Here is a 26336-nt window from a genome sequence, read left to right on the forward strand (position 1 = left end):
GGATCTTGCAAGATTATTTATCCCGAAACATCTGATTTGATTGGAGTTTATCATGGCTGACCTTAACGCGCTTGTTGACCAGCTTTCGGAGCTGACCGTTCTCGAGGCCGCTGAGCTCTCGAAGCTTCTCGAAGAGAAGTGGGGCGTCTCGGCCGCCGCTGCCGTCGCCGTTGCCGGCCCGGCCGCCGGTGGCCCGGCTGCCCCGGCCGCCGAAGAGAAGACCGAGTTCGACGTGATCCTCACCGGCGACGGTGGCAAGAAGATCAACGTCATCAAGGAAGTCCGCGCCATCACCGGCCTGGGCCTGACCGAAGCCAAGACCCTCGTGGAATCGGCTCCGAAGGCCGTCAAGGAAGGCGTCAACAAGGACGAGGCCGAGAAGATCAAGAAGCAGCTCGAGGAAGCCGGCGCGACCGTCGAGGTCAAGTAAGCTTCTCAGCTTCTCGCCACTCGGCGAACAGATCAGGGCGGTCCGGCAACGGGCCGCCCTTTTCCTTTGGGCGACTCAGGCGGCGGCCACTTGCCTGGCGAAATAGCGATTGGCCGCCAGCGGCCCGGCCGGCGCCGGCCGGTCGAGCCAGATCGGGCCGAGCTTGCCGCCCTGCCCCGCCGTGCCGAGCATGAAGTCGGCGCCGAAACGGCGGATGCTCAGGCCGCCGCGCCAGCGCAGGTCGATCAGCACGATCGGAACGAACATCGGCCGGCCGCCGAGCTGGACCACGTTCACGCTCGCACGCGGAATGGCGAGGCGCACCGGCATCTGCCCGCCGCCGCCCGCAGGCAGATCGAAGGGCGCGCCGCCCGGCTCGCCCGACGGCCCACCATGGAAGCCCGCGATCACTTCGTCCTGCCGGGCATGCGCGCTCATCGCCGCGAAGGTTGCGCGGATATTCTCCGCCGAAGCCCCGGAGACGTTGCCGATCAGGAGCTCGAACTCGAGCAGCACTTCATTCTCGCCGGCGACGATCCGATGCGGATTGAGCGCCAGCTCGAAGGGATCGGTGCCGGACAAGGAGGGCGGTGCCGGCTGCACGGGCACCGGGAGCGCCCCGGCCGGCCGCGCAGTGCGCTCCAGACCAGGCGGCGTCTGGACCGGCGGCACCGGGATCGACACCGGCTCGGCCTCGAAGACCTCTTCCTCAGCCTCTTCCCCGCGGCGGCGCAGGAGCAGCCAGCCCCCAAGGCCGAGCAGCGCGGTTCCGCCCGCGCCGGCGAGAGCCCAGATCCAGGGCGAGGCGGCAGGCGCAGCCACTGGTGCCGGCGCCATGGTCGCGGCCGGCCGAGGCGTCGGCGACGCCGCGGCCTGGGGTGACGGCGCGGCGGTCGGCAACGGCACCACGACCGCAGCCGGCGTCGGCGCGGCGGCGACGGGAGCAGTTTCATGCGGCACCGGCGTGGCGCGAGCAGCGGGGGTCGCGCGCTGGGCCGCGGGAGTGGCACGGGCAACCGGCGCGGGAGGCGGCGTCGGCGTCGGCGCGGGTACCGGCGCCGGTGTCGGGCTAGGCGCGGAGCCGATGCTGAATCGCTCCGGGATCACCCCGGGCAGCTGCTGCGGCCGGACGCTTGGCGGCGGCGTGATGATCGGAGCGGCACTGGGCCGCGGGGTCGGCGCGTCCTGCGCATGCACGATGGACGCGGCAAGCGTCGCCGTGGCGAGGCCGCACAGCAACCCGATCCTGAGCCTCCCTGCGTTCACTTCCATTTCCTGGCCCTCAGAAGATGAACGCCGGCTGCACGCGGCGCCCCGTTCGCCGCATGACGAGGGCGGATTGTCCCTGCCGGCTCCGTCCCTTACAGGGCGAGCCATCTGGGGAGACATTGGTGGTAGGCGAACGAACGGGGCACGGCCCCGGCTATATTCCGGCGATCGACGGGCTGCGCGCCATCGCCGTCACCTCGGTGATCCTCTTCCACCTCTGGCCCCGGGCACTGCCGGGCGGCTTCACCGGCGTGGACATCTTCTTCGTCATCTCCGGCTTCGTGGTGACCGGCTCGCTGCTCGGCCGCACGTTCGCCAGCTTCAAGGAGCTCGCCGGGTGGTTCTATGCGCGCCGCCTGATGCGGATCATGCCGGCGCTGATCGCGATGCTGCTCGCCACCCTGCTGGCCGCGCAGCTCTTCATCCCCGACGCCTGGCTGAGCAACAGCCTCGCCCAGGTCGGCCGATTCGCCTTTTTCGGGCTCAGCAACATCGTGCTGGCGACCGACACCGACAGCTATTTCGGCCCGCAAGCCGCCTATAATCCCTTCACCCACAGCTGGTCGCTCGGCGTGGAGGAACAGTTCTACCTGTTCTTCCCGTTCATCCTCTGGTGGCACCATCAGCTGCAGGCCGGGGCGAAGGCCGTGCGGTGGGTAGCCATACTTTCCGGCCTCTCGCTGCTGCTCTGCGCGGTGCTGGCCATCTTCGCGAACAAGTTCGCCTTCTACCTGATCTTTCCGCGCTTCTGGGAGCTGGGTGCGGGCATGCTGCTCTGCCTGACGCGCCATCGCTGGCAGGACTGGGCCGCGGGCAAGCGCTGGCCGGCGCCGCTGGGCGCGCTGCTGATCGCCGCCGGCTTCGCGCTGCCCGAAGGGCCGTTCTTCCCCTTTCCCGGCGCGCTGCTGCCGGTCGCGGGCACCGCGCTCCTCCTCGTGGCGATCCTGGGCGGCACCGCGCCCCGCGCGCTCGGCAGCCGCCCGATGGTGGCAGTGGGGCTGCTCTCCTATTCGCTCTATCTCTGGCACTGGCCGGTGTTCGTGCTGTTCCGCTGGACCATCGGCCTGCACGCGCCGAAGCTCCAGCTCGCCGCGCTGGCGATTGCAGTGACGCTGGCGATCCTCTCCTATTTCCTGGTCGAGAAGCCGCTGCGTTCGAGCCGCCGGATGGCCGGATGGCCACGCGGGCGCGTCGTCACGGCGGCGCTGGCCGCAACGCTGGCCGCCGCGCTCTGCGGGCAGCTGATGATCGCCGCACACAACCGCATCACGCTAAGCGCCACCCGCGATCGCTTCGCCTGGTATGCCGAGCCCGGCCGGCCGCTGCCGCTCGACCTTACCGGCTGCGCGCCGATCGACGGCGAGGAGCGGCTGGCAGGCGGCAAGGTGACGCTGTGGACACCGCGCTGCTCCCGCCCGGGGAGCTTCACTCTGTTCGTGCCCGCCGACTCGCACGGCCTCGCCTATGCGCCCGCGCTACGCAGGCTCGTCGCCGAGACCGGCGCGAGCGTGCGGCTCTATTTCCGGCCCGCCTGCCCCTATCTCAAGCTGATCATGAGCCATGCGGCGCGCCCGCGCTGCGCCGACTGGTACGCTGCAGTGGAACGCGACATCGTGGGCCGCTCGCGCCCGGGCGACGTGGTGTTCCTGCCCGGGCTGCGCGTCACCCGCCTCGCCAACCAGTTCGAGAGGGACCGCGACCTGACCGGGCGGCACGACGACACGGTCTCGGCCGCCGCGCTCGCCGAAGCGCAGGGAATCACCCGGCGCCTTGCGGCCGGCGGCGCGCGGCTGGTGCTCGAGGCGCCCAAGCCGGTTTTCCCCAGCCCGATCTTCCGCTGCACCGACTGGTTCAATCGCACCAATCCCGCCTGTCACGGGCTCACCGTCGAGCGCGAGGCAATGCTCCAGCGCCGCCGCCATGTGATGCAGGCGATGCGCGTGCTGGCCGCCGGCCAGCGCAGCACCATCCTGTGGGACCCGCTGCCGATCTTCTGCCCCGGCCGGACCTGCGAAGCAGTGCCGGGCGGCCGCCCGCTCTTCTTCGACGGCGACCACCCGAGCGGGCTCGGCAACGACCTGATCTATGCCGATCTGAAGCGGACGATCCTGGGAGTTCGGTGACGAACCCCCTTCCCTGAAAGGGTGCATCGCGTCTTGGCAATACGGAGAGGCCTGGCGCAACGATATCGCAGCGCCAAGCCTCTACCCACCCCTGCCCCTCCCCTCCAGGGAGGGGAAGATCCTCAAGGCACCGTCACATTGGTCATCGGCACGTTCGCCAGCTCGGGCTGGGCCTTGAGCTGGGGGACGACGGTCTTGAGATCGCCGACCACCACCAGGGTGAGCCTGCCCAGCGGATAGGAAGCCGTCGCCGAGGCCATCATCTGCTCCGGCGTCACCGCCAGCACCGCAGGCACATAGCGCTCTGTCCAGTCGCCCGGCAGGCCGAGCAGGTCGCGCGTCGCCAGCGTGCCGACCACCGCGCCCGAGGTCGAATTCGAGATGGCGAACAGCCCGGCCATATAGGTGCGGATGCCCTTGGCCTCCTCGGCCGGCACCGGCTCGGTCTGCATCCGGCGGATTTCCTTGAAGACTTCGTGCAACGAGTCGCCGGTATGCTCTGTGGTCACGTCCGCCTGGAAGCCCCACAACGCCTGTTCGGGCGTGAAGTCGACGTCCGAATAGGGCGAATAGGTATAGCCCTTGTCCTCGCGGATGTTGCGGGTGATGCGCGAGCTGAACGCCCCGCCGAGCAGCGCATTGGTCACGCGCTGCGGGATGTCCGCATCGGTGCCGGCGCGGCTGGCGTCGAAGGCAAGGCGCAGCGTGGCCTGCGGTGCGCCCGGCCGATCGACCAGCACGATCCGCGGCCCCGGCTGATGCGGACTGTCCAGCACCACGGGATCCGGACCCGCCGCCCAGCCGGCAAAGGCCTTGTCGATCGCCGCCTTCACCGCCGCCGTATCGAACCGGCCGGCGATGTAGAGATGCGCCCGCTTCGCGCCGAACTGGCCGGCGTGGAAGGCCTTCACCTGGGCAATCGTATAGCCCTGGAGCTGCGCCGCGCTCGGGATGAGGCGGCCATAGGGATGGTTGGCGCCATAGATGGTGCGGCCCAGCGCCACATCGGCCAGCGGGCCCGGCTGCGACAGCGCGATCGAGAGCTGGCGGCCGAGATTTGCCTTCACCCGGGCAAGCTCGCTCGCCGGCAGCGTCGGGCGGATCGCCACGTCGCTCACCAGCGCGACCGCGGCCGGCGCATATTCGGAGAGCACGTTCACGCCGACCGAAGTCGACTGCATGCCGGCGCTGACGTTGAGCTGCCCGCCCATCCCGGCCGCCGCGGCGGCGAGATCGGCGGCGGTCTTGCCCGCCGCGCCTTCCTTCATCAGCGCGCCGGTGACTTCGGAGAGCCACACCGCATCGCCTTCATCGACTGCGCCGGCGCGCACGCGCAGCGACACGACGGCCTTGGGCGCGATGCCATAGGGGATCAGCGTGACCTGCACGCCATTCGGCAGCGCATAGGTCTCGGTCGCCGGCAGCTTGAACGGCTTGGGATCGGCGATCGGCGGCGCCGGCGGGAAATTGTCCTGCGCCAGCGCGGGCATGGCGGCGAGCAAGGCCGAAAGGGCGAGAATCGCGCGCTTCATCACTTGCCTCCCTTGGGCTGGGCGCCGGGCTCGATGACATAGACCGAGCGGTTGGTCTTGCGGAGATATTCCTGCGCGGTCTTCTGGATCAGCGCCGGCGTGACCTTGGCGAAGCCCTCCTCGATCCGGTTCACCGCGGCGGGATCATTGTCGAACAGCGCGTAGACGGCGAGCAGATCGACCAGACCGACGCGGCCGCCGCCGTCGATCGTGCCGTACAGCTCCGAGCGCATCTTGGTGCGTGCCCGTTGCAGTTCGGCGGCGCTGACCGGCTTCGCGCGCAGTTCCTCGATCACTTCGTCGATCGCCTTGCCGATCTGCGCGGTGGAGTGCTTGGTGTCGTGGGTGAAGCTGAAGCTCCACAGCATCGGCCCGCGATAGTTGAACATGTTGCCGAGATCGCCGTTGATCCCGCCGGAAAGCTCGCCGGCGATGCCGGTGTCGGAGACCAGCTTCTTGAACAGCCGGCTGTCGTCGCCCTGGAGCAGGATCTGGTCGATCAGCCCCATCGCATACCATTCGGGCGTGCCGCGATCGGGCACGTGATAGCCCGCGGCATAGCCGGGCTTGGGCGCCAGCGCGTCGACACGGCTCTTGAACTTCTCGGCGGTCTGGCGCGGCTCGGAAATGTCCGGCTGCTTCACCGGCGCGGACGCGGGGATCGGAGTGAAATATTTCTCCACCATCGCCCGGGTCGCGGCATAGTCGATGTCGCCCGCGACCACGAGCACCGCGTTGTTCGGGCGGTAGAATTCCCTGGAGAAGGCCTGGGCGTCCGGCACCGTCGCCGCCTCGATCTCCTTCAGCTCGCCATAGAAATTATGGCTGTTGTACCAGTTGACGTTGGCCAGCATCGGCAGGTCGATCCACGGCCAGGTGCTGTAGGGCTGGTTGAGGACGTTGACCTTCACTTCATTGCCGACCACGCCCTGCTGGTTCTTCAGCACGACATCGTCGATCACCGGATTGGCCATGCGATCCGCCTCGAGCCAGAGCATCCGCCCGAGCGCGCCCGAGGGGACGATCTCGTAATAATTGGTGAAGTCGAACCGAGTCGAGCCGTTGTTTACGCCCCCCGAATTGGTGATCGTGGTGTCGAACACTCCCTTTGGCGCATGCTTCGATCCCTGGAACATCAGATGCTCGAACAGGTGCGCGAAGCCGGTGCGGTCCCTGGGCTCGACGCGGAAGCCGATGCCGTAATAGACGCCGACCGTCACCGTCGGCGCGATCGTGTCCCTGGTCAGGACCACCCGCAGACCGTTGGGCAAGGTGAAATATTGCGTGTCGACATGCAGCTTGCTCGCCGCGGCGGCGCCGGCCTGGGCATGCGCCGCAGCCGGAAGCGCGGCCACCGCAAGGGCAAGCGCGAGACTCACGAGACTCAAATGCTTCATCGTTCTGGACCCCCTGGGACTCGGGAACTGTATTGCCAGGTTAGTACGGCAAGGGGCGCCGGGCGCAAGAGCGATCAGCCCGCCAGCCAATGCACCTTCACCACCCAGAAAGACCGCATCGGTTTTCCCTGGGCGTCGAGCGCCGGCTGGAGCTTGGCCCGCCTGGCGACGTTGCGGCAAGTGATGTCGGCAAAGTCGTCCGGGCTGGTACGCGCCAGGACGAAGCAGCCCGCGACCTTGCCTTCGGGATCGACGTCGAGGCGGATTTGCACCAGGCCGTTGTGTCCGCCGAACAGCGCGCCAGCCGGATAGTCGCCGGAATTGAGCCAGCCGCCAGGCGAAGTGATCGCCGATACCGGGCGCAGCCCCGCCGCCTGCTGGGCGGCGTCATAGCCCCAACTCGTGACCAGGGCATCCATGCATTTGCGCATCTCGGCCAGCGGCTTGCCCAACGAGCCGAATTCGAGCCGCAGCGGCCGCTTGCCGCGAATGGCCAGCGTCACGCCGGTGGCGCGCGCTTCCTGCTCGGGCGCGATCCGAGGCGCCAGATCGCGCTTGCCCTTCCGCTCCCAGCCATCGAGCCGCACGCCGCTGAAGAACATCGCGCGAAGCTTGTCCACCTTGCCGGAAAGCCCGTCGATCGCGACCGGCCTTTCGCCGACGCCGAAATCGGCCGTGCCCTCCACCTTCACGGCGTCCGTCTGGAAACGGTCGCCATAGACCGAGAAATCAAAGTCGTCGCCCGGCTCGTAGCGCGTGAAACGAACGATCACGCTCGCCTTGCCCTCCCCCATCTGGGCGGCGAGGTTGCAGGCATCGCGACTATAATCGACCAGCCATTTGCCGTGCCGCGTTAACGTCTCGACCGGCCTTTCGTCAGGCGGCCCAGCCGCGAGCGCCGGTGTGCCTGCTCCGGCAAGCGCCAGGCAAAGAAGCAGTGCCCTGATCATCGACATTCCCCCGAATTGCCGGAAGATGATCTCAACAGCATGTGTCCGGAGCGTTACGACAGCCGGCAACGCCCCGGACCCGCGTCATCACTTCTGCGCGCTCGCCGACTGGTCGAGCGGCACCACCGGCAGCAGCACGCTGCTCGACTGGGCGCCGCCGTACATCAGCGTGACCGTCGCCTTCTGATAGTCGCCGGGCTTGGCGAAGAAGATGTTGGGCACGAACTTCTGCGGATTGCGGTCATAGACCGGGAACAGGCTCGACTGGACCTGCACCATGATCCGGTGCCCCGGCTGGAAGACGTGGTTCACCGTGGGCAGGCGGAACTTGTATTCCTGCACCTTGTTCGCCGGGATCGCCGTCGGATGCTCGAACGAATCGCGATAGCGGCCGCGGAAGATGTCCATCGCGATCGGCAGCTGGAACCCGCCCATCTCCTTCTTGGTGACATAGTCGTCCGGATAGACGTCGATCACCTTCACCACGAAGTCGCCGTCGGTGCCCGTCGTCTTGGCGAAGATGTCCGCCAGCGGCGCGCCGGAGACTCGAACCGGCTCGGCGAGCGGCTCGGTCATATAGGTCATCACGTCGGGCCGCCCGTCGACGAAGCGCTGGTCGGTGACGAGATAGGTGCCCCAGCGGCCGTCCTGGAAGTTGACCGGACGCGGCAGGTGCGGAACCGGCTTGGCGGGATCGGAGACGTAGCTGTCCGAACCGGCGCCCGGCTTGTCGAAGCCCAGGCCCTCTGCGGGCTTGAGATAGATCGGGGTGAGCCTGGTGCCGCACCCGTCGTCACAGGCGAGCGGCCATTTGTTCAGATAGTCCCAGCGGTTCTCGCCGGTATTGTAGAAGCTCGCCTTGGCCGGAGTGAAGGGCGGCGCCCCGTCCTTGAGATAGGCATTGAAGAACGGGAGCAGGATGTCGCGCCGGGCCTGGAGCGCGGTATCGCCCTCGAAGGCGAGTTGGCCGAGGGTGGAGCCATTATAGTTGAAGCCCGAATGGCGCCACGGACCCATCAACAGGAAGTTCTTGTCGGCCTGGGACGTCTTCTGCAGCGCCTCCCAGGCGTGGATCGCGCCGTACATGTCCTCGTGATCCCAGATGCCCTGTTCCCAGAGCGTGGGGATGTTGGAGGGGTTCTTCGCGAGCAGCTTGTCGAGCGCCTGCTCCTGCCAGAACTGGTCGTAGGCGACGTGCTGGCTCATCTTGTTCCAGGCGGGCAGCTGGTCATAGCCGAACTGCTTGGCCCAGTCGCCGGCCGAGCCGACGCGGCGGAAAGTATCGTAATCGTCCCAGTCCGGGCGCGGCGGCGCCTTGCCGGCGCCCTTGTAGCCGGTCTGGGCGCCGATCCAGCCGATATTGGCGAGGCGGAAGGCACCGTGGTGGAACCAGTCGTCGCCCATCCAGCCGTCGATCATCGGGCTCTCGGGCGCGGCGACCTTGAGCGCGGGATGCGGGCCCATCAGCGCCATCACCACGGTGAAACCCTCATAGGAGGAACCCAGCATGCCGACCTTGCCGTTGGTCTCGGGGATGTTCTTCACCATCCAGTCGATCGAATCATAGGCGTCGGTGATGTGATCGACCTTGGTCGGGTTGAGCGGGCCGACCGGCGGGCGGGTGATGACGTAATCGCCCTCCGACTTGTACTTGCCGCGAATGTCCTGGAACGCGCGGATATATCCCGCCTTGACGAACACCTCGTCGCCCTCGGGCAGGGTGTTGATCATCTTGCCGCTCTCGGTGCGGACGACGCGCCCGGCGGCGTTGTAGGGCGTGCGGGTGAACAGGATCGGCGCGTTCTTCGCGCCCTTGGGGATGATGAAGACAGTGTAGAGCTTCACACCGTCCCGCATCGGAATCATCACTTCGCGCTTGATATAGTCCGCGGGCAGCGAGGGCGGATTGAAGTTGGCGGGAATGTCGTTGAACGCGGGAGCCGGCGTCTGGGCGGCGGCGGGACTTTCCTGGGCCTGCGCGGCGGCGGTGGCGAGGATGGCCGTCCCGGCGGCCAATGCGAGCAGCGACTTGTTCATGTGACTTTATCTCCCATGGATGGGGATCGATAGGCCCAAAACCGCATGCATGGAAAGAGCCCGCCCCCTCCTTCCGGAAGAAGCGGGCTCCTGTGTCTCCGATATGTCGGCGATCACGCGTGCTCGGGCTGGCCGTAGAGCTCGGCGGCGAGATCGTCGGTCATGTGCGGGCGCGAGGCGCCGATCGCACCGATGCCGCCTTCATGGGCCGGGCGGCCGATCCTGAACGCGGCGGCAGTGCGCGCCTCGCTGCCGTCGGGCAAGGTATAGCGGGCCTCCGCGACCACCACCGGATTGAACATGCGGCCGAGATCGCCCTTGGGCACCGCGAGGTGCGCATCGACCCGGGTGCCGTCGCCCGGATCGATCGACACGGGCGCCACGATCGTCTCGCTGCGGCGCTCCATCAGCATCCGCTCCATTTCGGTGCTCCCGGCCTCGTCGGCGAGCATGAAGCTGGAGATGCGGACGTTGCGCGCCGCGGTGTCGCCCGAATTGCCGACAGTCAGCTCGAAATCGACCATCGCCTCCTCCTCGGTGGTGCCGGCACTTACCGGTCGCAGGCCCAGCTCGATCCACGGGCGATGCGCGACGGGCGCCGGCACGTCGGCGACGCCGGCAAGGTCGTCCTTGCTGGCATCGGCGATTTCCGCCTCCTCGACCTTCTCGGCGACGGCCGGGGGCATGGCGGCGATCACCGCGGCCTCGGGTGCGGCGACCGGCCGGACCATCGACGCGCGGGCCCGGGGTTCGGCAGGCACGGGCTCGACATGGGCGGGCTCGGTGGTGACCGCTTCGTCATTGCGGCGGCGGCGCGAGAACAGGAAGACGGCAAGGCCCGCAATCACGAGCGCCAGCCCGCCGAGCAGCCACGGCCAGGCAATGCCGGTGCTCGTGGTCCGGGTGACGGTGCTGTCGACCGGTGCCGGCGCGGCGGCCTCGGGCGCCGGCGCCGCATCGACCTGGGGCGGAAGCGGCTCGGGCACCGTCTGGACCGGCGGCGACGGCGGAGCGACCGAGGTCTCGGCGACCGGAGCGGCAGGCGCCGCCTGACGGGCCGGCGCGGCTTCGCGCGCGGGCGCCGGCGCGGTGCGAGTGGCGGTAGTCCGGGTCGTGGTGGTCCGGGTCGCGGTGGCGCGGCGTTCGGCCGGCGCGGGCGCATCGGCGGCGGCGCCGCCGCGCTGTTGCTCCGCGACCGAGGGGACCGGCTGGACCACCGGAGCCGAGGGCTGCATCACCACCTGCGCCTGGGGCGCCGAGGCGGGAGCGGGCGAAGGCGCCGGCGTCGTCATGATCGGCGGCGGGGTCACCTGCTGGGGAGCGTCCTGCGCATAGGCAGGCGCGACGAGGAAAGCGGCGCCGAGGAACAGCGCGGCACGGATGGTACGCATTACGATTCTCTCCTTCATATCGCAGGTTCAATGAATGGAACCCGGATTCCGTCGCGAAGGAGGCTCGAAACTGCGGCGAACGGGATCGCGGCGGCGACGAACAACGGCGTTCATTTGCAGTTAATCGCAGATTTATTCGGCACTTACGGCGAACAAAAAGGTTCCACCGCCCATTTGACAGAATCCAACACGCTACCTATATCCCGCACTCCACCACGGGCCCGGGAAATGATGCGTCGTCGCGCAACGCATCGGGCGAATTGGGTCCGTGGTCTCATAAGACGCTGAAAGCTGCCGAAACCCGCAATGGGAGTCGCGCGGCTTTTTCTGCGTCTTTCTGTGCGTCCCGGCCCCGGGCAGGGGCACCGAAATACGCCCCCGCCCCGGCAGGGGCAAACTTACGGCTGACGAGGCAAAAACACCCATGGCAACCAAGGCGATCGAAGAAGGCGCGGCGACCCGCGCAGGCTCGGGCGGCACGTTCAAGCGCCGCATCCGCAAGGTGTTCGGCGACATCCACGAAGTGGTGCAGATGCCGAACCTGATCGAGGTTCAGCGCGAATCCTACGAGCAGTTCCTGCGGTCGAACCCCTCGATCGGCTATGTCTCGGGCCTCGAGAAGACCCTGCGCTCGGTCTTCCCGATCCGCGACTTCGCCGGCACCGCCGAGCTCGACTTCGTGAACTACGAGCTCGAGAATCCGAAGTTCGACGTGGAAGAATGCCGCCAGCGCGGCATCACCTATGCGGCGCCGATGCGCGTCACGCTGCGCCTGATCGTGTTCGAGGTGGATCCGGACACGGAAGCCCGTTCGGTGCTCGATATCAAGGAGCAGGACGTCTACATGGGCGACATGCCGCTCATGACCCAGAACGGCACCTTCTTCATCAACGGCACCGAGCGCGTCATCGTCAGCCAGATGCACCGTTCGCCGGGCGTGCTGTTCGACCATGACCGCGGCAAGACCCATGCCTCGGGCAAATATCTCTTCGCCGCGCGCGTGATTCCGTATCGCGGCTCGTGGCTCGACTTCGAGTTCGACGCCAAGGACATCGTCAACGTCCGTATCGACCGCAAGCGCAAGCTGCCGGTGACGACCCTGCTCTATGCGCTGGGCCTGAACAGCGAAGAGATCCTCAACTATTTCTACAACCGCGTGACCTTCGTCCGCGGCCCGAACGGCTGGCAGATCCCATTCCAGCCCGAGAACTGGCGCAGCGCCAAGCCGATGTTCGACATCGTCGACGCCAAATCGGGCGAAGTCGTGTTCCCGGCCGGCCAGAAGATCTCGCCGCGCGCCGCCAACAAGGCGCAGAAGGACGGTCTGGAGACCCTCCTGATCCCGACCGAGGAAGTCTTCGGCCGCTATTCGGCCTATGACCTCATCAACGAGTCGACCGGCGAGATCTACATCGAGGCCGGCGACGAAGTCTCGGCCGAGAATCTCGAGAAGCTCGACAAGGCCGGCATCGACCGTCTCGAGCTGCTCGACATCGATCACATCGCCACCGGCCCCTGGATCCGCAACACCCTTGCCGCCGACAAGGCCGAGGAGCGCGAGCAGGCGCTGGCCGACATCTACCGCGTCATGCGCCCCGGCGAGCCGCCGACGCTCGAGACCGCGGAATCGCTGTTCGCCGGCCTGTTCTTCGATCCGGAGCGCTACGACCTGTCGGCCGTCGGCCGCGTGAAGCTCAACATGCGCCTGGACCTCGACGCCGAGGACACGGTGACGACGCTGCGCACCGAGGACATCCTCGCGGTGGTCAAGACGCTGGTCGACCTGAAGGACGGCAAGGGCGAAGTCGACGACATCGACAATCTCGGCAACCGCCGCGTCCGCTCGGTGGGCGAGCTGCTCGAGAACCAGTACCGCGTCGGCCTGCTCCGCATGGAGCGCGCCGTGAAGGAGCGCATGAGCTCGGTCGACGTGTCGACCGTAATGCCGAACGACCTGATCAACGCGAAGCCGGCCGTGGCCGCGGTTCGCGAGTTCTTCGGTTCGTCGCAGCTCTCGCAGTTCATGGACCAGACCAACCCGCTCTCCGAAGTGACGCACAAGCGCCGCGTCTCGGCGCTCGGGCCGGGCGGCCTCACGCGTGAACGCGCGGGCTTCGAAGTCCGCGACGTTCACCCGACGCACTATGGCCGTATCTGCCCGATCGAGACGCCGGAAGGTCCGAACATCGGCCTGATCAACTCGCTGGCGAGCTTCTCGCGCGTTAACAAGTACGGCTTCATCGAGACGCCGTACCGCAAGGTGAACAATGGCCAGGTGACCAACGAGGTCGTCTATCTCTCGGCCATGGAAGAGGCGAAGCACACGATCGCGCAGGCTTCGGCCGAAGTCGATGCCGAGCATCGCTTCACCGAGGAACTGATCTCGGCTCGCCAGGCCGGCGAATTCCTGATGGCGCTGCCGGAGACGGTGACGCTGATGGACGTGTCGCCCAAGCAGCTCGTGTCGGTCGCCGCCTCGCTCATTCCGTTCCTGGAAAACGACGACGCGAACCGCGCGCTGATGGGCTCGAACATGCAGCGCCAGGCCGTGCCGCTGGTGAAGGCGGAGGCGCCCTTCGTCGGCACCGGCATGGAAGAGACCGTCGCCCGCGACTCGGGCGCCGCGATCGCCGCCAAGCGCGCCGGCATCGTCGACCAGGTGGACGCCACCCGCATCGTCATCCGCGCGACCGGCGAGGTCTCGGCGGAAGAGAGCGGCGTCGACATCTACACGCTGATGAAGTTCGAGCGCTCGAACCAGTCGACCTGCATCAACCAGCGCCCGCTGGTGAAGGTGGGCGAGACGGTCAACGCCGGCGACATCATCGCCGACGGCCCGTCGACCGAGTTCGGCGAGCTGGCCCTGGGCCGCAACGCGCTCGTCGCGTTCATGCCCTGGAACGGCTACAACTACGAGGACTCGATCCTGATCTCCGAGCGGATCGTGAAGGACGACGTGTTCACGTCGATCCATATCGACGAGTTCGAAGTGATGGCCCGCGACACCAAGCTCGGGCCGGAGGACATCACCCGCGACATCCCGAACGTCGGCGAGGAAGCGCTGCGCAACCTCGACGAGGCCGGCATCGTCTACATCGGCGCCGAAGTGGAGCCGGGCGACATCCTGGTCGGCAAGATCACCCCCAAGGGTGAATCGCCGATGACGCCGGAAGAGAAGCTCCTGCGCGCCATCTTCGGCGAGAAGGCTTCGGACGTCCGCGACACCTCGCTCCGCCTGCCCCCGGGCGTGTCGGGCACGATCGTCGACGTGCGCGTCTTCAATCGTCACGGCATCGACAAGGACGAGCGCGCGCTGGCGATCGAGCGCGAGGAGATCGAGCGCCTGAAGAAGGACTCGGACGACGAGCGCAACATCCTCAACCGCGCGACCTGGTCGCGTCTGCGCGAGATGCTGCTCGGCCAGGTGGCCACGGCGACGCCGAAGGGCCTGAAGAAGGGCGCCCAGATCGACGCGGACACGCTCGACAGCGTGGATCGTCACGAATGGTGGAAGTTCGCCGTTCAGGACGACAAGGTCCAGGGCGACCTCGAAGCGGTGAAGGGCCAGTATGACGAGGCCGTGAAGCGCATCAAGGAGAAGTTCGAGGACCGCCGCGAGAAGCTGGAGCGCGGCGACGAGCTGCCGCCGGGCGTGCTCAAGATGGTCAAGGTCTTCGTCGCGGTGAAGCGCAAGCTGCAGCCGGGCGACAAGATGGCCGGCCGTCACGGCAACAAGGGCGTCATCTCGCGCATCCTGCCCCAGGAAGACATGCCGTTCCTCGAGGACGGCACCCCGGTCGACCTGGTGCTGAACCCGCTCGGCGTGCCTTCGCGCATGAACGTCGGCCAGATCTTCGAGACGCACCTTGGCTGGGCTGCCCGCAACCTGGGCATGCAGGTCGCCAAGGCGCTGGAAGAGTGGCGCGAGACCAATCCGGACGCGCAGCCGGGCGAGATGCCCGACGCGGTGAAGGATCGTCTCAAGACGGTCTATGGCGATCACTATGCCGACGAGATCGAGGCGCGCAGCCCCGAGCAGGTCAGCGAGCTGATCCACAACATCCGCACGGGCGTTCCGATGGGCACCCCGGTGTTCGACGGCGCGCGTGAGGCGGACGTGTCCGACATGCTCTCGCTGGCGGGCCTCGACACCTCGGGCCAGTCGGTCCTGTTCGACGGCCGCACCGGCGACGCGTTCGACCGCAAGGTGACCGTGGGCATCATCTACATGCTCAAGCTCCACCACCTCGTGGACGACAAGATCCACGCGCGCTCGATCGGCCCCTACTCGCTCGTCACCCAGCAGCCGCTGGGCGGCAAGGCGCAGTTCGGCGGCCAGCGCTTCGGCGAAATGGAGGTCTGGGCCCTGCAGGCCTATGGCGCGGCGTACACGCTGCAGGAGATGCTGACGGTGAAGTCGGACGACGTGGTCGGCCGCACCAAGGTCTACGAGGCGATCGTCAAGGGCGACGACACCTTCGAGGCCGGTATCCCCGAAAGCTTCAACGTGCTCGTCAAGGAAATGCGCTCGCTGGGCCTCAACGTCGAACTCAAGGCGCTGGAAGACGCCGAGGACGGCGAAGGCCTGGCCGAGGCGGCGGAGTAACGGGATCGGGCGCTGCCCCCGGGCGGCGCCCTCCCCTCATCGCCCAGAGATTTGTCCTCCCATGAGGAAAAAGAAATGAACGAACTGACCAACTTCGCGAACCCGCTCGCCAAGCCGGAGACCTTCGACCAGATCCAGATCGGGATCGCGTCGCCGGACCGCATCCGCAGCTGGTCCTTCGGCGAGATCAAGAAGCCGGAGACGATCAACTACCGCACGTTCAAGCCCGAGCGTGACGGCCTGTTCTGTGCGCGCATCTTCGGTCCGATCAAGGATTACGAGTGCCTGTGCGGCAAGTACAAGCGCATGAAGTACAAGGGCATCGTCTGCGAAAAGTGCGGCGTCGAGGTCACCGTCTCGAAGGTCCGCCGCGAGCGCATGGGCCATATCGAGCTGGCCGCCCCGGTCGCGCACATCTGGTTCCTGAAGTCGCTGCCGTCGCGCATCGGCCTGCTGCTCGACATGCAGCTGAAGCAGCTCGAGCGCGTGCTCTACTTCGAGAGCTACATCGTCACCGAGCCGGGCCTCACCCCGCTCGAGAAGTTCCAGCTCCTCACCGAGGACGAGCTGCTCGACGCGCAGGATGAATATGGCGAGGACGCGTTCTCGGCCGGCATCGGCGCCGAGGCGGTCAAGATCATGCTCATGGATCTCGACCTGGAAGGCGAGCGCAAGGAGCTCCTCGAGGAGCTGGCGGTCACCAAGTCGGAACTGAAGCCCAAGAAGATCATCAAGCGCCTGAAGGTCGTCGAGAGCTTCATCGAATCGGGCAACCGCCCCGAGTGGATGATCCTCGACGTCGTCCCGGTCATCCCGCCCGAGCTGCGCCCGCTGGTGCCGCTGGACGGCGGCCGCTTCGCGACTTCGGATCTCAACGATCTGTATCGCCGCGTGATCAACCGCAACAACCGCCTGAAGCGCCTGATGGAGCTGCGCGCGCCGGACATCATCGTCCGCAACGAAAAGCGCATGCTCCAGGAAGCCGTCGACGCGCTGTTCGACAATGGCCGCCGCGGCCGCACCATCACCGGCGCGAACAAGCGTCCGCTCAAGTCGCTGTCCGACATGCTCAAGGGCAAGCAGGGCCGCTTCCGTCAGAACCTGCTCGGCAAGCGCGTCGACTATTCGGGCCGTTCGGTCATCGTGACCGGGCCTGAGCTGAAACTGCACCAGTGCGGCCTGCCGAAGAAGATGGCGCTCGAGCTGTTCAAGCCGTTCATCTATGCCCGCCTGGACGCCAAGGGTCTCTCGATGACCCTGAAGCAGGCCAAGAAGTGGGTCGAGAAGGAGCGCAAGGAAGTCTGGGACATCCTGGACGAAGTGATCCGCGAGCACCCGGTTCTGCTGAACCGCGCGCCGACGCTCCACCGTCTGGGTATCCAGGCGTTCGAGCCGGTGCTGATCGAAGGCAAGGCGATCCAGCTCCACCCGCTGGTCTGCTCGGCCTTCAACGCCGACTTCGACGGTGACCAGATGGCCGTGCACGTTCCGCTGAGCCTCGAGGCCCAGCTGGAAGCGCGCGTCCTGATGATGTCGACCAACAACATCCTGTCGCCCGCGAACGGCAAGCCGATCATCGTGCCGTCGCAGGACATGGTGCTGGGTCTCTACTATCTGTCGATGCTCAAGGAAGGCGAGCCGGGCGAAGGCATGCTGCTCGGCGACATGGCCGAAGTGCACCAGGCGCTCGAGGCCGGCGCGGTCACGCTGCACACCAAGGTGATCAGCCGCGTGCCCCAGACCGACGAGGACGGCAAGCAGTACCTCAAGCGCTTCGAGACCACCCCGGGCCGCATGCTGCTCGGCGAGTGCCTCCCGAAGTCGCACAAGGTACCGTTCGACACCGTCAACCGCCTCCTCACCAAGAAGGACGTGGGCGACGTGATCGACGAGGTCTATCGCCACACCGGCCAGAAGGAGACCGTGCTGTTCGCCGACGCGATCATGGCGCTCGGCTTCCGCCACGCGTTCCGCGCGGGCATCTCGTTCGGCAAGGACGACATGATCATTCCGGACGCGAAGGAAGGCCTGGTCGACGAGACCCGCGCGCTCGTGAAGGACTATGAGCAGCAGTATCAGGACGGCCTGATCACGCAGCAGGAAAAGTACAACAAGGTGATCGACGCCTGGAGCCGTTGCGGCGACCAGGTGGCGGGCGCGATGATGGACGAGATCAAGGCGGTCAAGCGCTACGAGGACGGCCCCAACAAGGGCCGCGAGAAGCCGATCAACTCGATCTACATGATGGCGCACTCGGGTGCCCGCGGCTCGCAGGCGCAGATCAAGCAGCTCGCCGGCATGCGCGGCCTGATGGCCAAGCCTTCGGGCGAGATCATCGAGACGCCGATCATCTCGAACTTCAAGGAAGGCCTGACCGTTCTCGAGTATTTCAACTCGACGCACGGTGCCCGTAAGGGTCTCGCCGATACGGCGCTCAAGACGGCGAACTCCGGTTACCTGACCCGCCGTCTGGTCGACGTGTCGCAGGACTGCGTGATCATGGAGCTGGACTGCGGCACCGAGCGTGCGCTGGAAATGCGCGCGATCGTGCAGGGCGGCTCGACGATCGCCTCGCTCGGCGAGCGTATTCTCGGTCGCACGACCGCGGAAGACGTGGTCGACGCCAAGACCGGCGAAGTCGTCATCCCGACGGGCACGCTGCTCGACGAGGCGGCGGTCGCGAAGATCGAGGCGCTGAACATCCCGGGCATGAAGATCCGCTCGCCGCTGGTCTGCGAAGCCAAGATCGGCGTGTGCGGCAAGTGCTACGGCCGTGACCTTGCCCGCGGTACGCCGGTGAACATCGGCGAAGCCGTCGGCGTCATCGCGGCCCAGTCGATCGGCGAGCCGGGCACGCAGCTGACGATGCGTACCTTCCACATCGGCGGCGCGGCGCAGCTCAACGAGCAGTCGAACCTCGAAGCCCCCGTGGACGGCACCGTCGAGTTCCGCGACCTGCGCATCATCGAGGATCAGCGCGGCCGCCGCGTCGTGCTCAGCCGCTCGGGCGAGCTGGCGATCCTGGACATGGACGGGCGCGAGCTCGCCGTGCACAAGATCCCGTACGGCGCGTATGTGCTGTTCGATGACGGCCATGTCGTCTCGAAGGGCGATCGCATGGCCGAGTGGGATCCGTTCACCATGCCGGTGATCACCGAGACCGGCGGCGTCGTGAAGTATCAGGACCTGCTCGAGGGCAAGACGCTCACCGAGCAGACCGACGAAGCGACGGGCATCGCCCAGCGCGTCGTCACCGAATATCGCGTCGCCTCCAAGTCGAAGGAGGATCTGCGTCCCCGCCTGACTCTGACCGGCGACAACGCCGCCGAGGCCGCCCGCTACATGCTGGCCCCCGGCGCGGTGCTCTCGGTCGAGGACGGTGCGACGGTGCAGGCCGGCGACGTGCTCGCCCGTGTCGCTCGCGAGTCCGCCAAGACCCGCGACATCACCGGCGGTCTGCCGCGCGTCGCCGAGCTCTTCGAGGCGCGCAAGCCCAAGGAGAACGCGATCATCGCCAAGGTCTCGGGCCGCGTCGTGTTCGGCAAGGACTACAAGGCCAAGCGCAAGATCGGCATCCAGCCCGAGGACGGCGGCGAGGTCGTGGAGTATCTGGTTCCGAAGTCGAAGGTGATCGACGTCCAGGAAGGCGACTACGTCAAGCGTGGCGACAACCTGATCGGCGGCTCGCCCGATCCGCACGACATTCTCGAGGTGCTCGGCATCGAGCCGCTCGCGGAATATCTCGTGTCGGAAATCCAGGAAGTCTATCGACTCCAGGGCGTGAAGATCAACGACAAGCACATCGAGGTGATCGTTCGCCAGATGCTGCAGAAGGTCGAGATCACCGAAGCCGGCGACACCACCCTGCTCCCCGGCGAGCAGGTGGACCGTTCGGAGATGGACGAGACCAACGAGAAGCTGGCTCCGGGTCAGGCCCCCGCTCAGGGCAAGCCGATCCTGCTCGGCATCACCAAGGCGTCGCTGCAGACCCGCAGCTTCATCTCGGCGGCGTCGTTCCAGGAGACCACCCGCGTCCTCACCGAGGCTGCGGTCCAGGGCAAGCAGGACACGCTGATCGGCCTGAAGGAGAATGTGATCGTCGGCCGCCTCATCCCCGCCGGCACCGGCGCGGGCATGAACCGCCTGCGTGTCGCTGCGTCGAGCCGCGACGCCGCCCTCCGCGTCCAGCAGCGTGCGCTGCAGAACGCGCTGGTGGCGCCGAACTCGGCCGCCGAGGAACATGCCGCCGAGCTCGCCCGCTCGGTGCGTGACTCGGAAGGCACCGGCAGCGATCCGCTCGCTTCGGTCGTGCCCTCGGGTCATGGCACCGATGCGGATGCCGGCGAGTATCTGAACGAAGGCGAGTGATCGCCTGAGTTCGGCCTTGGCTGACACAAGAGACACCGCCGTCCGGGCAACCGGGCGGCGGTTTTCTTTTGAAGCTGTTTTGGTGCCTGCCGGCACCGATGGGACCATGGCCGGCAGGCACCAGGCTCGCCTTGGGAGCCAGGACGAGCCCGACTCGGATCAGGGCATCAGCACCGAGTCGATCACATGGATCACCCCGTTCGATTGATTGACGTCGGCGATGGTGATCTTCGCCTTGCCCCCCTTGGCATCGACAACCCACCAAGATCCGTCCGGCCCCTTGGTGACAGTGAGCTTCTCGCCCTGCACCGTCGTCAGCATGGCCTTGCCGCCATGCTTGGCGGCGTTCTTGGCCAGCATGGCCGCACTCATCTTGCCCGGCACCACATGGTAGGTGAGGATCTTGGTGAGCATCGCCTTGTTCTCGGGCTTCACCAGCGTTTCGACGGTGCCGGCGGGGAGCTTGGCAAAGGCTTCGTTGGTCGGCGCGAAAACGGTGAAGGGCCCCGGTCCCGATAGCGTGTCGACCAGCCCGGCCGCCTTCACCGCCGCGACCAACGTCGTGTGATCCTGCGAGTTTACGGCGTTCTCGACAATGTTCTTGGTAGGATACATCGCCGCGCCGCCGACCATCGGATAATCCTGGATCGCCGCCACGGCGCCCGTGGCGAGCAACACCGAACCGGCGGCGGTGAGAAACATCTGCTTAACGCTGGGCATGTTCTGGCTCCTTCTCCGGGCACCTGGAGGCGGTGCCGGAGGGAGTTACGGTGCAGGAGGCTTGGCAGATGCGCCCGCGCCTCAGATCTTCGAGATTCTTCCGGCGGCGACTGGCGAACTGCTGGGCGCCCGATGCGGAGCACCGTCACGCGGCTCCATCGTCACGGCGAGTGTCGCCCCCTCTTCCATGAAGTCGCGATGCCCCGCCGGCAGGACGATGCGGCTGCCGCCATTCGCGGCCACCAGGCCGAGCGACCGCGGCACGCCGTCGGCGGGAATGATCCAGAGTTCAGGCGCAAGCCGGGAGTCCGGCATGCGGATCGCGCGAATGCGCAGCTCACCGGACGCTTCATCATAGCTGGCGGCGAGCAATGCGCCCTTCCCGCCGCCGTCGAGCTGCGCCACCGCCATCTGCTCAGGCGCCCGGACAATGGTGACGGGAGCGGGCGCCGGCCGCAGGATCAGCACCAGCGCGAGCGATGCAGCCAGTGCGCCCGAGCCAAGAGCCGCGATCCGCCACCAATGTGACGCGGCCGCTGGCCGAGCCAGCTCGAACCCGTCGAGCCGATGCTGGATGGCGGGCCAGATATCGGGCCCTGGAATCTCCTCAAAGCCCGTACTCAGCGGCGCCAGTCGCGCCTGCCACGCCTCGACCTGCGCCGCGAACACCTTGTCCGCAAGCTGCAGGCGCAACGCCTGTGCCAGTGCTTCGCCCTCCAGCACGCCCAGAGCCAGTTCGGCCGCGAGCATGTCGTGCTCTTCGGGAGACATTACCGGTTCAACCATCGAGGCACTGCCTGAGCTGGGCAAGGCCACGACGGATCCAGCTCTTCATGGTGCCAAGCGGCACGGCCATGCGCTCGGCAAGCTGGGGATAGGTGAGTCCGTCGAAAAAGGCCGCGCGGATCGCGCCGCCCTTCTGCTGATCGAGTGCGTCGAGGCAATGGAATATCCGCGCGCGCTCTTCGGCCCCTTCGATCAGCTCGATCGCGCTCGCGGAATCATCCGCGACGCAAGCCGCCTCCTCCACGGGCAAGAAGATGGCGCCGGCGGCACGGCGGCGATCGATCGCCGTGTTGCGCGCGATCGTGCACAGCCAAGTAATCGGGCTTGCCCGCTGCGCATCGAAGCGCCCAGCGCGGCTCCAGATCTTGAGGTAGACTTCCTGCAAGATATCCTCTGCGGTTTCCCTGTCGCGGGAGATACGCAGGCAGACGCCGAACAGCTTCGCCGAAGTGGAATCATAGACACACCGCAGTGCATCGCGATCACCCTGGGCGACACGGGCCAACGCATCGACCAGCCTCGCGCGGGCAGAATCCGTCACATCGCGTCTCATCTGGATAGGCAAGCTATACGCAGCACGCGCTCGTGTCAGCCCGGCGGCAGCGTGGTCGACCCGACTCCCGGCAAGTTTTTTCGCTCCCCTGTCGATTCCGCTGAAACTCGTTCGTCGTCAGGATACGAAGCGGATGTCGCTTCGATCAGAGGAGAGGAACGATGCGCGTGCTGGTGTTCGTGAAAGCGAGCGAGGATAGCGAGAACAGCGTGCCGCCCACGGCCGAGGCCTGGGCGGCGATGGATGCCTTCACCGAGGAACTGGTCCAGGCCGGCGTGTTCGTCGCGGCCGCGGGGCTCAAGCCCAGCGCCGAGGGCAAGCGGATCGTCTACAACGGCGCGGATCGCCGGGTGATCGACGGGCCGTTCGCCGAAGCGCGCGAGCTGGTCGCCGGCTTCTCGATCTGGGAAGTCAAGGACATGGACGAAGCGGTGGCCTGGGCCAAGCGCTGCCCCAACCCGATGTCGGGCACCAGCGAAGTCGAGATCCGCCCCTTCTTCGAAGCCGCGGACCTGGCCGAATTTCTCACCAAGGAAGAGCTTTCGGCGCCCCGCGAGGGCACGCGCGGCAAGCTCGGCGTCGCCTGACGCGGCAACGAACGACATAGATCAGGAGAAGAACGATGCGTGTGATGGTTCTGGTGAAAGCGACCGAGGACAGCGAGAACGGCGTGATGCCGACGACCGAGCTGCTCGACGCGATGATGAAGTATAACGAGGAGCTGGTGAAGGCCGGCATCATGACCGGCGGCGACGGGCTCAAGCCCAGCTCCGCCGGCAAGCGGGTGGCGTTCGACGGGCCCAGCCGCACCGTGATCGATGGCCCCTTCGCCGAGACGCGCGAGCTGGTCGCCGGCTATTGGCTGTGGGAAGTCCGCGACATGGACGAAGCGGTGGAATGGGTGAAGCGCTGCCCCAATCCCATGTTCGGGCCCAGCGAGATCGAGATCCGCCCCTTCTTCGAGATGGCGGACTTCGGCGAGATGGTCACGCCCGAGATCGCCGAGCGCGAGGCGAGGCTGCGCGCCGAGACCGAAGGCCGCTGACGCCGCACCGGTCGCCGCCCGCCGCTTGCCCTCGCCGCGCGCGAAGGTCACATAGGCGGCGTGGCGGCGACCGATATCCAGCGCACGATCGAGACGGTCTTCCGGATCGAGCAGCCCCGGCTGATCGCCGGGCTGGCCCGGATGCTGCGCGATATGGACCGCGCCGAGGAACTGGCCCAGGATGCGCTGGTGATTGCGCTCGACCAATGGCCGGCGAGCGGGGTGCCGGACAATCCCGGCGCCTGGCTGATGGCCGTGGCGAAGCGCCGCGCGATCGACGGCCTGCGCCGCGACAGGATGCGCGCGCGCAAGCACGAGGAGATCGGCCGCGATCTCGATGCCGCGCGCGACACCAGCGTCGAGGACATGGAAGCCGCCATGGACGACGATGTGGGGGATCCGCTGCTCGGCCTGATCTTCACCGCCTGCCATCCGATACTCTCGCCCGATGCCCGCGCGGCGCTGACGCTGCGGCTGATCGGGGGGCTCGGCACCGACGAGATCGCCCGCGCCTTTCTCTCCTCCGAGCCCACGATCGCCCAGCGCATCGTCCGCGCGAAGAAGGTGATCGGCAAGGCGGGCATCACCTTCGAAGTGCCGCGCGGGACCGAGCGCGCCAGCCGCCTCGCCTCGGTGCTCGAAGTGGTCTACCTGATCTTCAACGAGGGCTATGCCGCCACCGCGGGCGAGGATCTGGTGCGGCCGGCGCTGTGCGACCAGGCGCGGCGCCTGGGGCGTATCCTCGCCGGCCTGGCACCCGACGAGCCCGAGGTGCACGGCCTGCTCGCCCTGATGGAGATCCAGTCCTCCCGCCTCGCCGCGCGCATTGCCCGTGACGGATCGTTCGTGCCGCTCACCGAACAGAATCGCACGCGCTGGGATCGGGGAATGATCGCCCGCGGGCTGACTGCCCTCGACAGGGCGGAAGCGCTGGGCGGCGCCGACGGCCCCTATGCGCTCCAGGCCGCACTCGCCGCCTGCCACGCCCGGGCGCTGACGCCGGAGGCGACCGACTGGCCGCGCATCGCCGGCCTGTACGACCGATTGCGCGAGATCCTCCCCTCGCCGGTGGTCGATCTCAATCGCGCGGTTGCGCATTCCATGGCATTCGGGCCCGAGGCGGGCCTCGTCATTGCCGATCGGCTCGCCGAAGCGGCGATGCTGCGCAACTACGCGCCCCTGCCCGCGGCGCGCGGCGACTTTCTGTTCCGTGCGGGGCGGCTGGCGGAAGCGAGGGCCGAGTTCGTCCGGGCAGCATCGCTCACGCGCAACGAAGGCGAGAGGCGCTTCCTGCTCGGGCGTGCGCAAACCTGCGGGGCCGCCGGCGCCGTATAGGCTTGCGGTCCTATTCCCGCTCCAGCCGCCAGGCTGCATCGAGATATCTGTCCGCCGCCGCCCTGAGCGCGGGCTCCTTCTCGAAAGCTTCGGCCGGCAGGGGCGCAATGCCGAGCCCCTCCATCAGCACCCAGAGCGCGAACTTGCGCGAAGGTTCCTGCTCCACGCCGAAATCGATACGGAGCCGCTCTTCCCCGCGCGTGCGGACGCCGTCGTCCAGCGTGCCGGGCTCGTCAGTGCCGAAATAATGTGCGAGCAGTGCATCGAGATCCATATGCCCTGTTTCGCCGCATGGACCTCGATCTGCAAGCGGCTGGCCGTTACACCGCCTCGCCGCGCGCAAGCCATGCGGCGCATTCCGGACCGAGCTCGGCCAGGGCTGCTGCTTCATAGCGGGCCACGTCTTCGGCCGTCAGCACGTTGCGCCAGCGGCCGTTGGTGCCCTTGTTGATGAAGGTGTCGGCGCCGCCATGCCAGAACGCGCCGCCCATCGGCGCAACCTGGGGGGCATTGGCCTTCATCCAGTCGAAACCGCAATGGCGCAGGATGCGCGGCCACGCCCGGGCATCGACGTCGACTTCCAGGAAATCGGCAATCCGCCGGATCTCGCCCGCCATATCGCGCTTCAGCGCTTCGAAATGGACAAGGTGGACGTTCGGCAGATCGCGAACCGCCCACCAGCTCCGGACATTTTCCCAGAAGGGCCAGAAGGGCGCGCCGTCGCCATCGAGCCATTCGCGGAAATATCCGGCGGCATCGGGATTCGCGTGCGGGACCGGCGGACCGACCCGACCCGGCGTATCGTTCAGCATCGCATACCATGTGTCGTTCGCATGGAGATGATGATGGTGCAGGCTCAATGCGACGTCGCGCCCGTCGCGCGCCACATGAATATATCTGGCCTTGGGGCTGAAACGCAGCGCATCGACCGGCAAATGCGTCTTGAGGATGCGGCGATGCTTCTGCGCGGCCAGCACTGCCAGCCGCGCCAGCACCGGGCCGGCCCGCAGATCGACCCAGGGTGAGATATCCGCGATCGAAACCTCGGGATCGCCGTTGAACACCAGCTGCGCGACGATCTGCTGCACCCAGCTGGTGCCTGACTTGGCATAGGTGGCGACCACGACATCGTCGCCCCGGAACACCAGATCGTTCCAGATGGTCGAATCGAAATGATGATTGTGCAGCTCACGCAGCTTGCGCGGAAACCTCGCCGGAACGGCCTCCGGCGCGAAGGTCACGGGCATTTTCGCTTGTCCCACTAGAGTTGAATGGTGAACTATGAATGCAACACACCACGGTCAATCAGCAAATCGCGCCACGCCTTATCAAGAACAACGCGAGGCATAGCCAAGTGTTATGCGATCTCACCTCAACTAAACCTGATCTATAGATTACCATTCTTTCATCTGTGCCGGGCCCCTCCTCTCAGAACTCCAGCGTCGTACGCAATGTGATCACGGTGACGCGCGGCGCATCCGCGTCACCGCCCCGATTCCAGATGAGCTGCAGGTCCGGCTGAAGAGTCAGGAAGCTGGTGACCCGGTCCGAATACGTCAGCTCGATCGCATTTTCCGCCGCCGCGGTGCGCGTGCCCTCTCCACGCAACAGGTCGCGATAGCCCGCCGAGAGATAGGCCTGGTTCACGCCGATCGAGAACCGGCTGTCGTCGCGGCCGGGCATGACATGGGCAGCGAGCAGGCCCGCCTGCCAGCCGCCCTTGTAGGGCGTGGTCCTGCCGTCGGAAATTCCAGCGCGGACGAAGAGGCTGGTGGCGAAGGGCCCGCCCTGCCC

At 66.9% G+C, this 26336-nt stretch carries 18 protein-coding genes and 1 pseudogene; 7 read left to right on the plus strand and 12 right to left on the minus strand.

Features of this window, described 5'->3' with window-relative positions; genetic code table 11:
- The first annotated feature begins 52 nt into the window (after positions 1–52).
- On the plus strand, positions 53–430 hold the full coding sequence (gene rplL, locus FFS08_RS21775) for a 50S ribosomal protein L7/L12 (RefSeq protein ID WP_137864630.1): 378 nt from the start codon (positions 53–55) through the stop codon (positions 428–430).
- Between the two features lie 75 nt (positions 431–505).
- Here rplL and FFS08_RS21780 read toward each other — a convergent pair whose 3' ends face one another.
- Entirely contained in the window at positions 506–1696 is a 1191-nt protein-coding gene (locus FFS08_RS21780; protein ID WP_137864629.1) for a hypothetical protein, read from the minus strand.
- 125 nt (positions 1697–1821) lie between these two features.
- Here FFS08_RS21780 and FFS08_RS21785 point away from each other — a divergent pair, with 125 nt between their 5' ends.
- A complete protein-coding gene (locus FFS08_RS21785; protein WP_171012761.1) occupies positions 1822–3822 on the plus strand; it encodes an acyltransferase family protein in 2001 nt (666 codons plus the stop codon).
- Between the two features lie 122 nt (positions 3823–3944).
- Here the strand turns inward: FFS08_RS21785 and FFS08_RS21790 are convergent, their stop codons facing one another.
- From FFS08_RS21790 to FFS08_RS23705, 5 genes are all read right to left on the minus strand, one after another.
- Positions 3945–5354, minus strand: a complete 1410-nt coding sequence (locus tag FFS08_RS21790) for a M16 family metallopeptidase (protein ID WP_137864627.1) — start codon at positions 5352–5354, stop codon at positions 3945–3947.
- Positions 5354–6751, minus strand: a complete 1398-nt coding sequence (locus FFS08_RS21795; protein WP_137864626.1) for a M16 family metallopeptidase — start codon at positions 6749–6751, stop codon at positions 5354–5356. The genes FFS08_RS21790 and FFS08_RS21795 overlap by 1 nt, the downstream gene beginning before the upstream one ends.
- 74 nt (positions 6752–6825) lie before the next feature.
- Positions 6826–7701, minus strand: a complete 876-nt coding sequence (locus FFS08_RS21800) for a TonB family protein (protein ID WP_171012762.1) — start codon at positions 7699–7701, stop codon at positions 6826–6828.
- Positions 7702–7788: 87 nt separating this feature from the next.
- Positions 7789–9738 carry a CocE/NonD family hydrolase gene (locus FFS08_RS21805; protein ID WP_137864624.1) on the minus strand — a complete coding sequence of 650 codons (1950 nt, stop codon included), beginning with the start codon at positions 9736–9738 and terminating at the stop codon, positions 7789–7791.
- A 113-nt stretch (positions 9739–9851) separates the two neighbouring features.
- The gene (locus FFS08_RS23705; RefSeq protein ID WP_171012763.1) at positions 9852–11129 is read right to left on the minus strand and encodes a hypothetical protein; all 1278 of its coding nucleotides are present in this window, start codon (positions 11127–11129) and stop codon (positions 9852–9854) included.
- Positions 11130–11553: 424 nt separating this feature from the next.
- On the opposite strand from FFS08_RS23705, the gene rpoB reads away from it, so the two are divergent.
- Positions 11554–15735 carry a DNA-directed RNA polymerase subunit beta gene (rpoB, locus tag FFS08_RS21820; protein ID WP_137864621.1) on the plus strand — a complete coding sequence of 1394 codons (4182 nt, stop codon included), beginning with the start codon at positions 11554–11556 and terminating at the stop codon, positions 15733–15735.
- Between the two features lie 75 nt (positions 15736–15810).
- Positions 15811–20103, plus strand: coding sequence for a DNA-directed RNA polymerase subunit beta' (gene rpoC, locus FFS08_RS21825; RefSeq protein WP_137864620.1), 4293 nt, complete (start codon positions 15811–15813; stop codon positions 20101–20103).
- A gap of 159 nt (positions 20104–20262) precedes the next feature.
- Here rpoC and FFS08_RS21830 read toward each other — a convergent pair whose 3' ends face one another.
- The 3 genes from FFS08_RS21830 to FFS08_RS21840 form a co-directional block, all read right to left on the minus strand.
- The gene (locus FFS08_RS21830) at positions 20263–20805 is read right to left on the minus strand and encodes a fasciclin domain-containing protein (RefSeq protein ID WP_502702068.1); all 543 of its coding nucleotides are present in this window, start codon (positions 20803–20805) and stop codon (positions 20263–20265) included.
- Between the two features lie 99 nt (positions 20806–20904).
- Positions 20905–21609, minus strand: coding sequence for an anti-sigma factor (locus FFS08_RS21835; protein WP_137864618.1), 705 nt, complete (start codon positions 21607–21609; stop codon positions 20905–20907).
- Positions 21602–22162: a sigma-70 family RNA polymerase sigma factor gene (locus FFS08_RS21840; RefSeq protein WP_137864617.1), complete on the minus strand. Its 561-nt coding sequence runs from the start codon at positions 22160–22162 to the stop codon at positions 21602–21604. The genes FFS08_RS21835 and FFS08_RS21840 overlap by 8 nt, the downstream gene beginning before the upstream one ends.
- A 161-nt stretch (positions 22163–22323) precedes the next feature.
- Between FFS08_RS21840 and FFS08_RS21845 the strand changes: the two genes are divergently transcribed.
- From FFS08_RS21845 to FFS08_RS21855, 3 genes and pseudogenes are all read left to right on the plus strand, one after another.
- Positions 22324–22749 carry a YciI family protein gene (locus FFS08_RS21845; RefSeq protein WP_137864616.1) on the plus strand — a complete coding sequence of 142 codons (426 nt, stop codon included), beginning with the start codon at positions 22324–22326 and terminating at the stop codon, positions 22747–22749.
- A gap of 35 nt (positions 22750–22784) precedes the next feature.
- Positions 22785–23135: pseudogene (locus tag FFS08_RS21850) on the plus strand (YciI family protein); the annotation flags it as partial.
- A 132-nt stretch (positions 23136–23267) separates the two neighbouring features.
- On the plus strand, positions 23268–24542 hold the full coding sequence (locus FFS08_RS21855) for an RNA polymerase sigma factor (RefSeq protein ID WP_137864614.1): 1275 nt from the start codon (positions 23268–23270) through the stop codon (positions 24540–24542).
- A gap of 10 nt (positions 24543–24552) precedes the next feature.
- Here FFS08_RS21855 and FFS08_RS21860 read toward each other — a convergent pair whose 3' ends face one another.
- The 3 genes from FFS08_RS21860 to FFS08_RS21870 form a co-directional block, all read right to left on the minus strand.
- Positions 24553–24816, minus strand: a complete 264-nt coding sequence (locus tag FFS08_RS21860; protein ID WP_137864613.1) for a hypothetical protein — start codon at positions 24814–24816, stop codon at positions 24553–24555.
- Positions 24817–24862: 46 nt separating this feature from the next.
- Complete coding sequence (locus FFS08_RS21865; protein ID WP_212742060.1) at positions 24863–25783, minus strand: sulfotransferase domain-containing protein; 921 nt, start codon at positions 25781–25783, stop codon at positions 24863–24865.
- Between the two features lie 187 nt (positions 25784–25970).
- The coding region (locus FFS08_RS21870) for a carbohydrate porin (protein ID WP_137871857.1) at positions 25971–26336 on the minus strand (366 nt) is incomplete at its 5' end.

The sequence above is a fragment of the Sphingomonas sp. 1F27F7B genome, from assembly GCF_005503355.1.
GTDB lineage: Bacteria > Pseudomonadota > Alphaproteobacteria > Sphingomonadales > Sphingomonadaceae > Sphingomonas.

Bases quoted from the DNA above. Each gene is read 5' to 3' on its own strand.
- rplL (WP_137864630.1), top strand. From the start codon at position 53: ATGGCTGACCTTAACGCGCTTGTTGACCAGCTTTCGGAGCTGACCGTT.
- FFS08_RS21790 (WP_137864627.1), bottom strand. From the start codon at position 5,354: ATGAAGCGCGCGATTCTCGCCCTTTCGGCCTTGCTCGCCGCCATGCCC.
- FFS08_RS21795 (WP_137864626.1), bottom strand. From the start codon at position 6,751: ATGAAGCATTTGAGTCTCGTGAGTCTCGCGCTTGCCCTTGCGGTGGCC.
- FFS08_RS21800 (WP_171012762.1), bottom strand. From the start codon at position 7,701: ATGATCAGGGCACTGCTTCTTTGCCTGGCGCTTGCCGGAGCAGGCACA.
- FFS08_RS21805 (WP_137864624.1), bottom strand. From the start codon at position 9,738: ATGAACAAGTCGCTGCTCGCATTGGCCGCCGGGACGGCCATCCTCGCC.
- FFS08_RS23705 (WP_171012763.1), bottom strand. From the start codon at position 11,129: ATGCGTACCATCCGTGCCGCGCTGTTCCTCGGCGCCGCTTTCCTCGTC.
- rpoB (WP_137864621.1), top strand. From the start codon at position 11,554: ATGGCAACCAAGGCGATCGAAGAAGGCGCGGCGACCCGCGCAGGCTCG.
- rpoC (WP_137864620.1), top strand. From the start codon at position 15,811: ATGAACGAACTGACCAACTTCGCGAACCCGCTCGCCAAGCCGGAGACC.
- FFS08_RS21830 (WP_502702068.1), bottom strand. From the start codon at position 20,805: ATGTTTCTCACCGCCGCCGGTTCGGTGTTGCTCGCCACGGGCGCCGTG.
- FFS08_RS21835 (WP_137864618.1), bottom strand. From the start codon at position 21,609: ATGGTTGAACCGGTAATGTCTCCCGAAGAGCACGACATGCTCGCGGCC.
- FFS08_RS21840 (WP_137864617.1), bottom strand. From the start codon at position 22,162: ATGAGACGCGATGTGACGGATTCTGCCCGCGCGAGGCTGGTCGATGCG.
- FFS08_RS21845 (WP_137864616.1), top strand. From the start codon at position 22,324: ATGCGCGTGCTGGTGTTCGTGAAAGCGAGCGAGGATAGCGAGAACAGC.
- FFS08_RS21860 (WP_137864613.1), bottom strand. From the start codon at position 24,816: ATGGATCTCGATGCACTGCTCGCACATTATTTCGGCACTGACGAGCCC.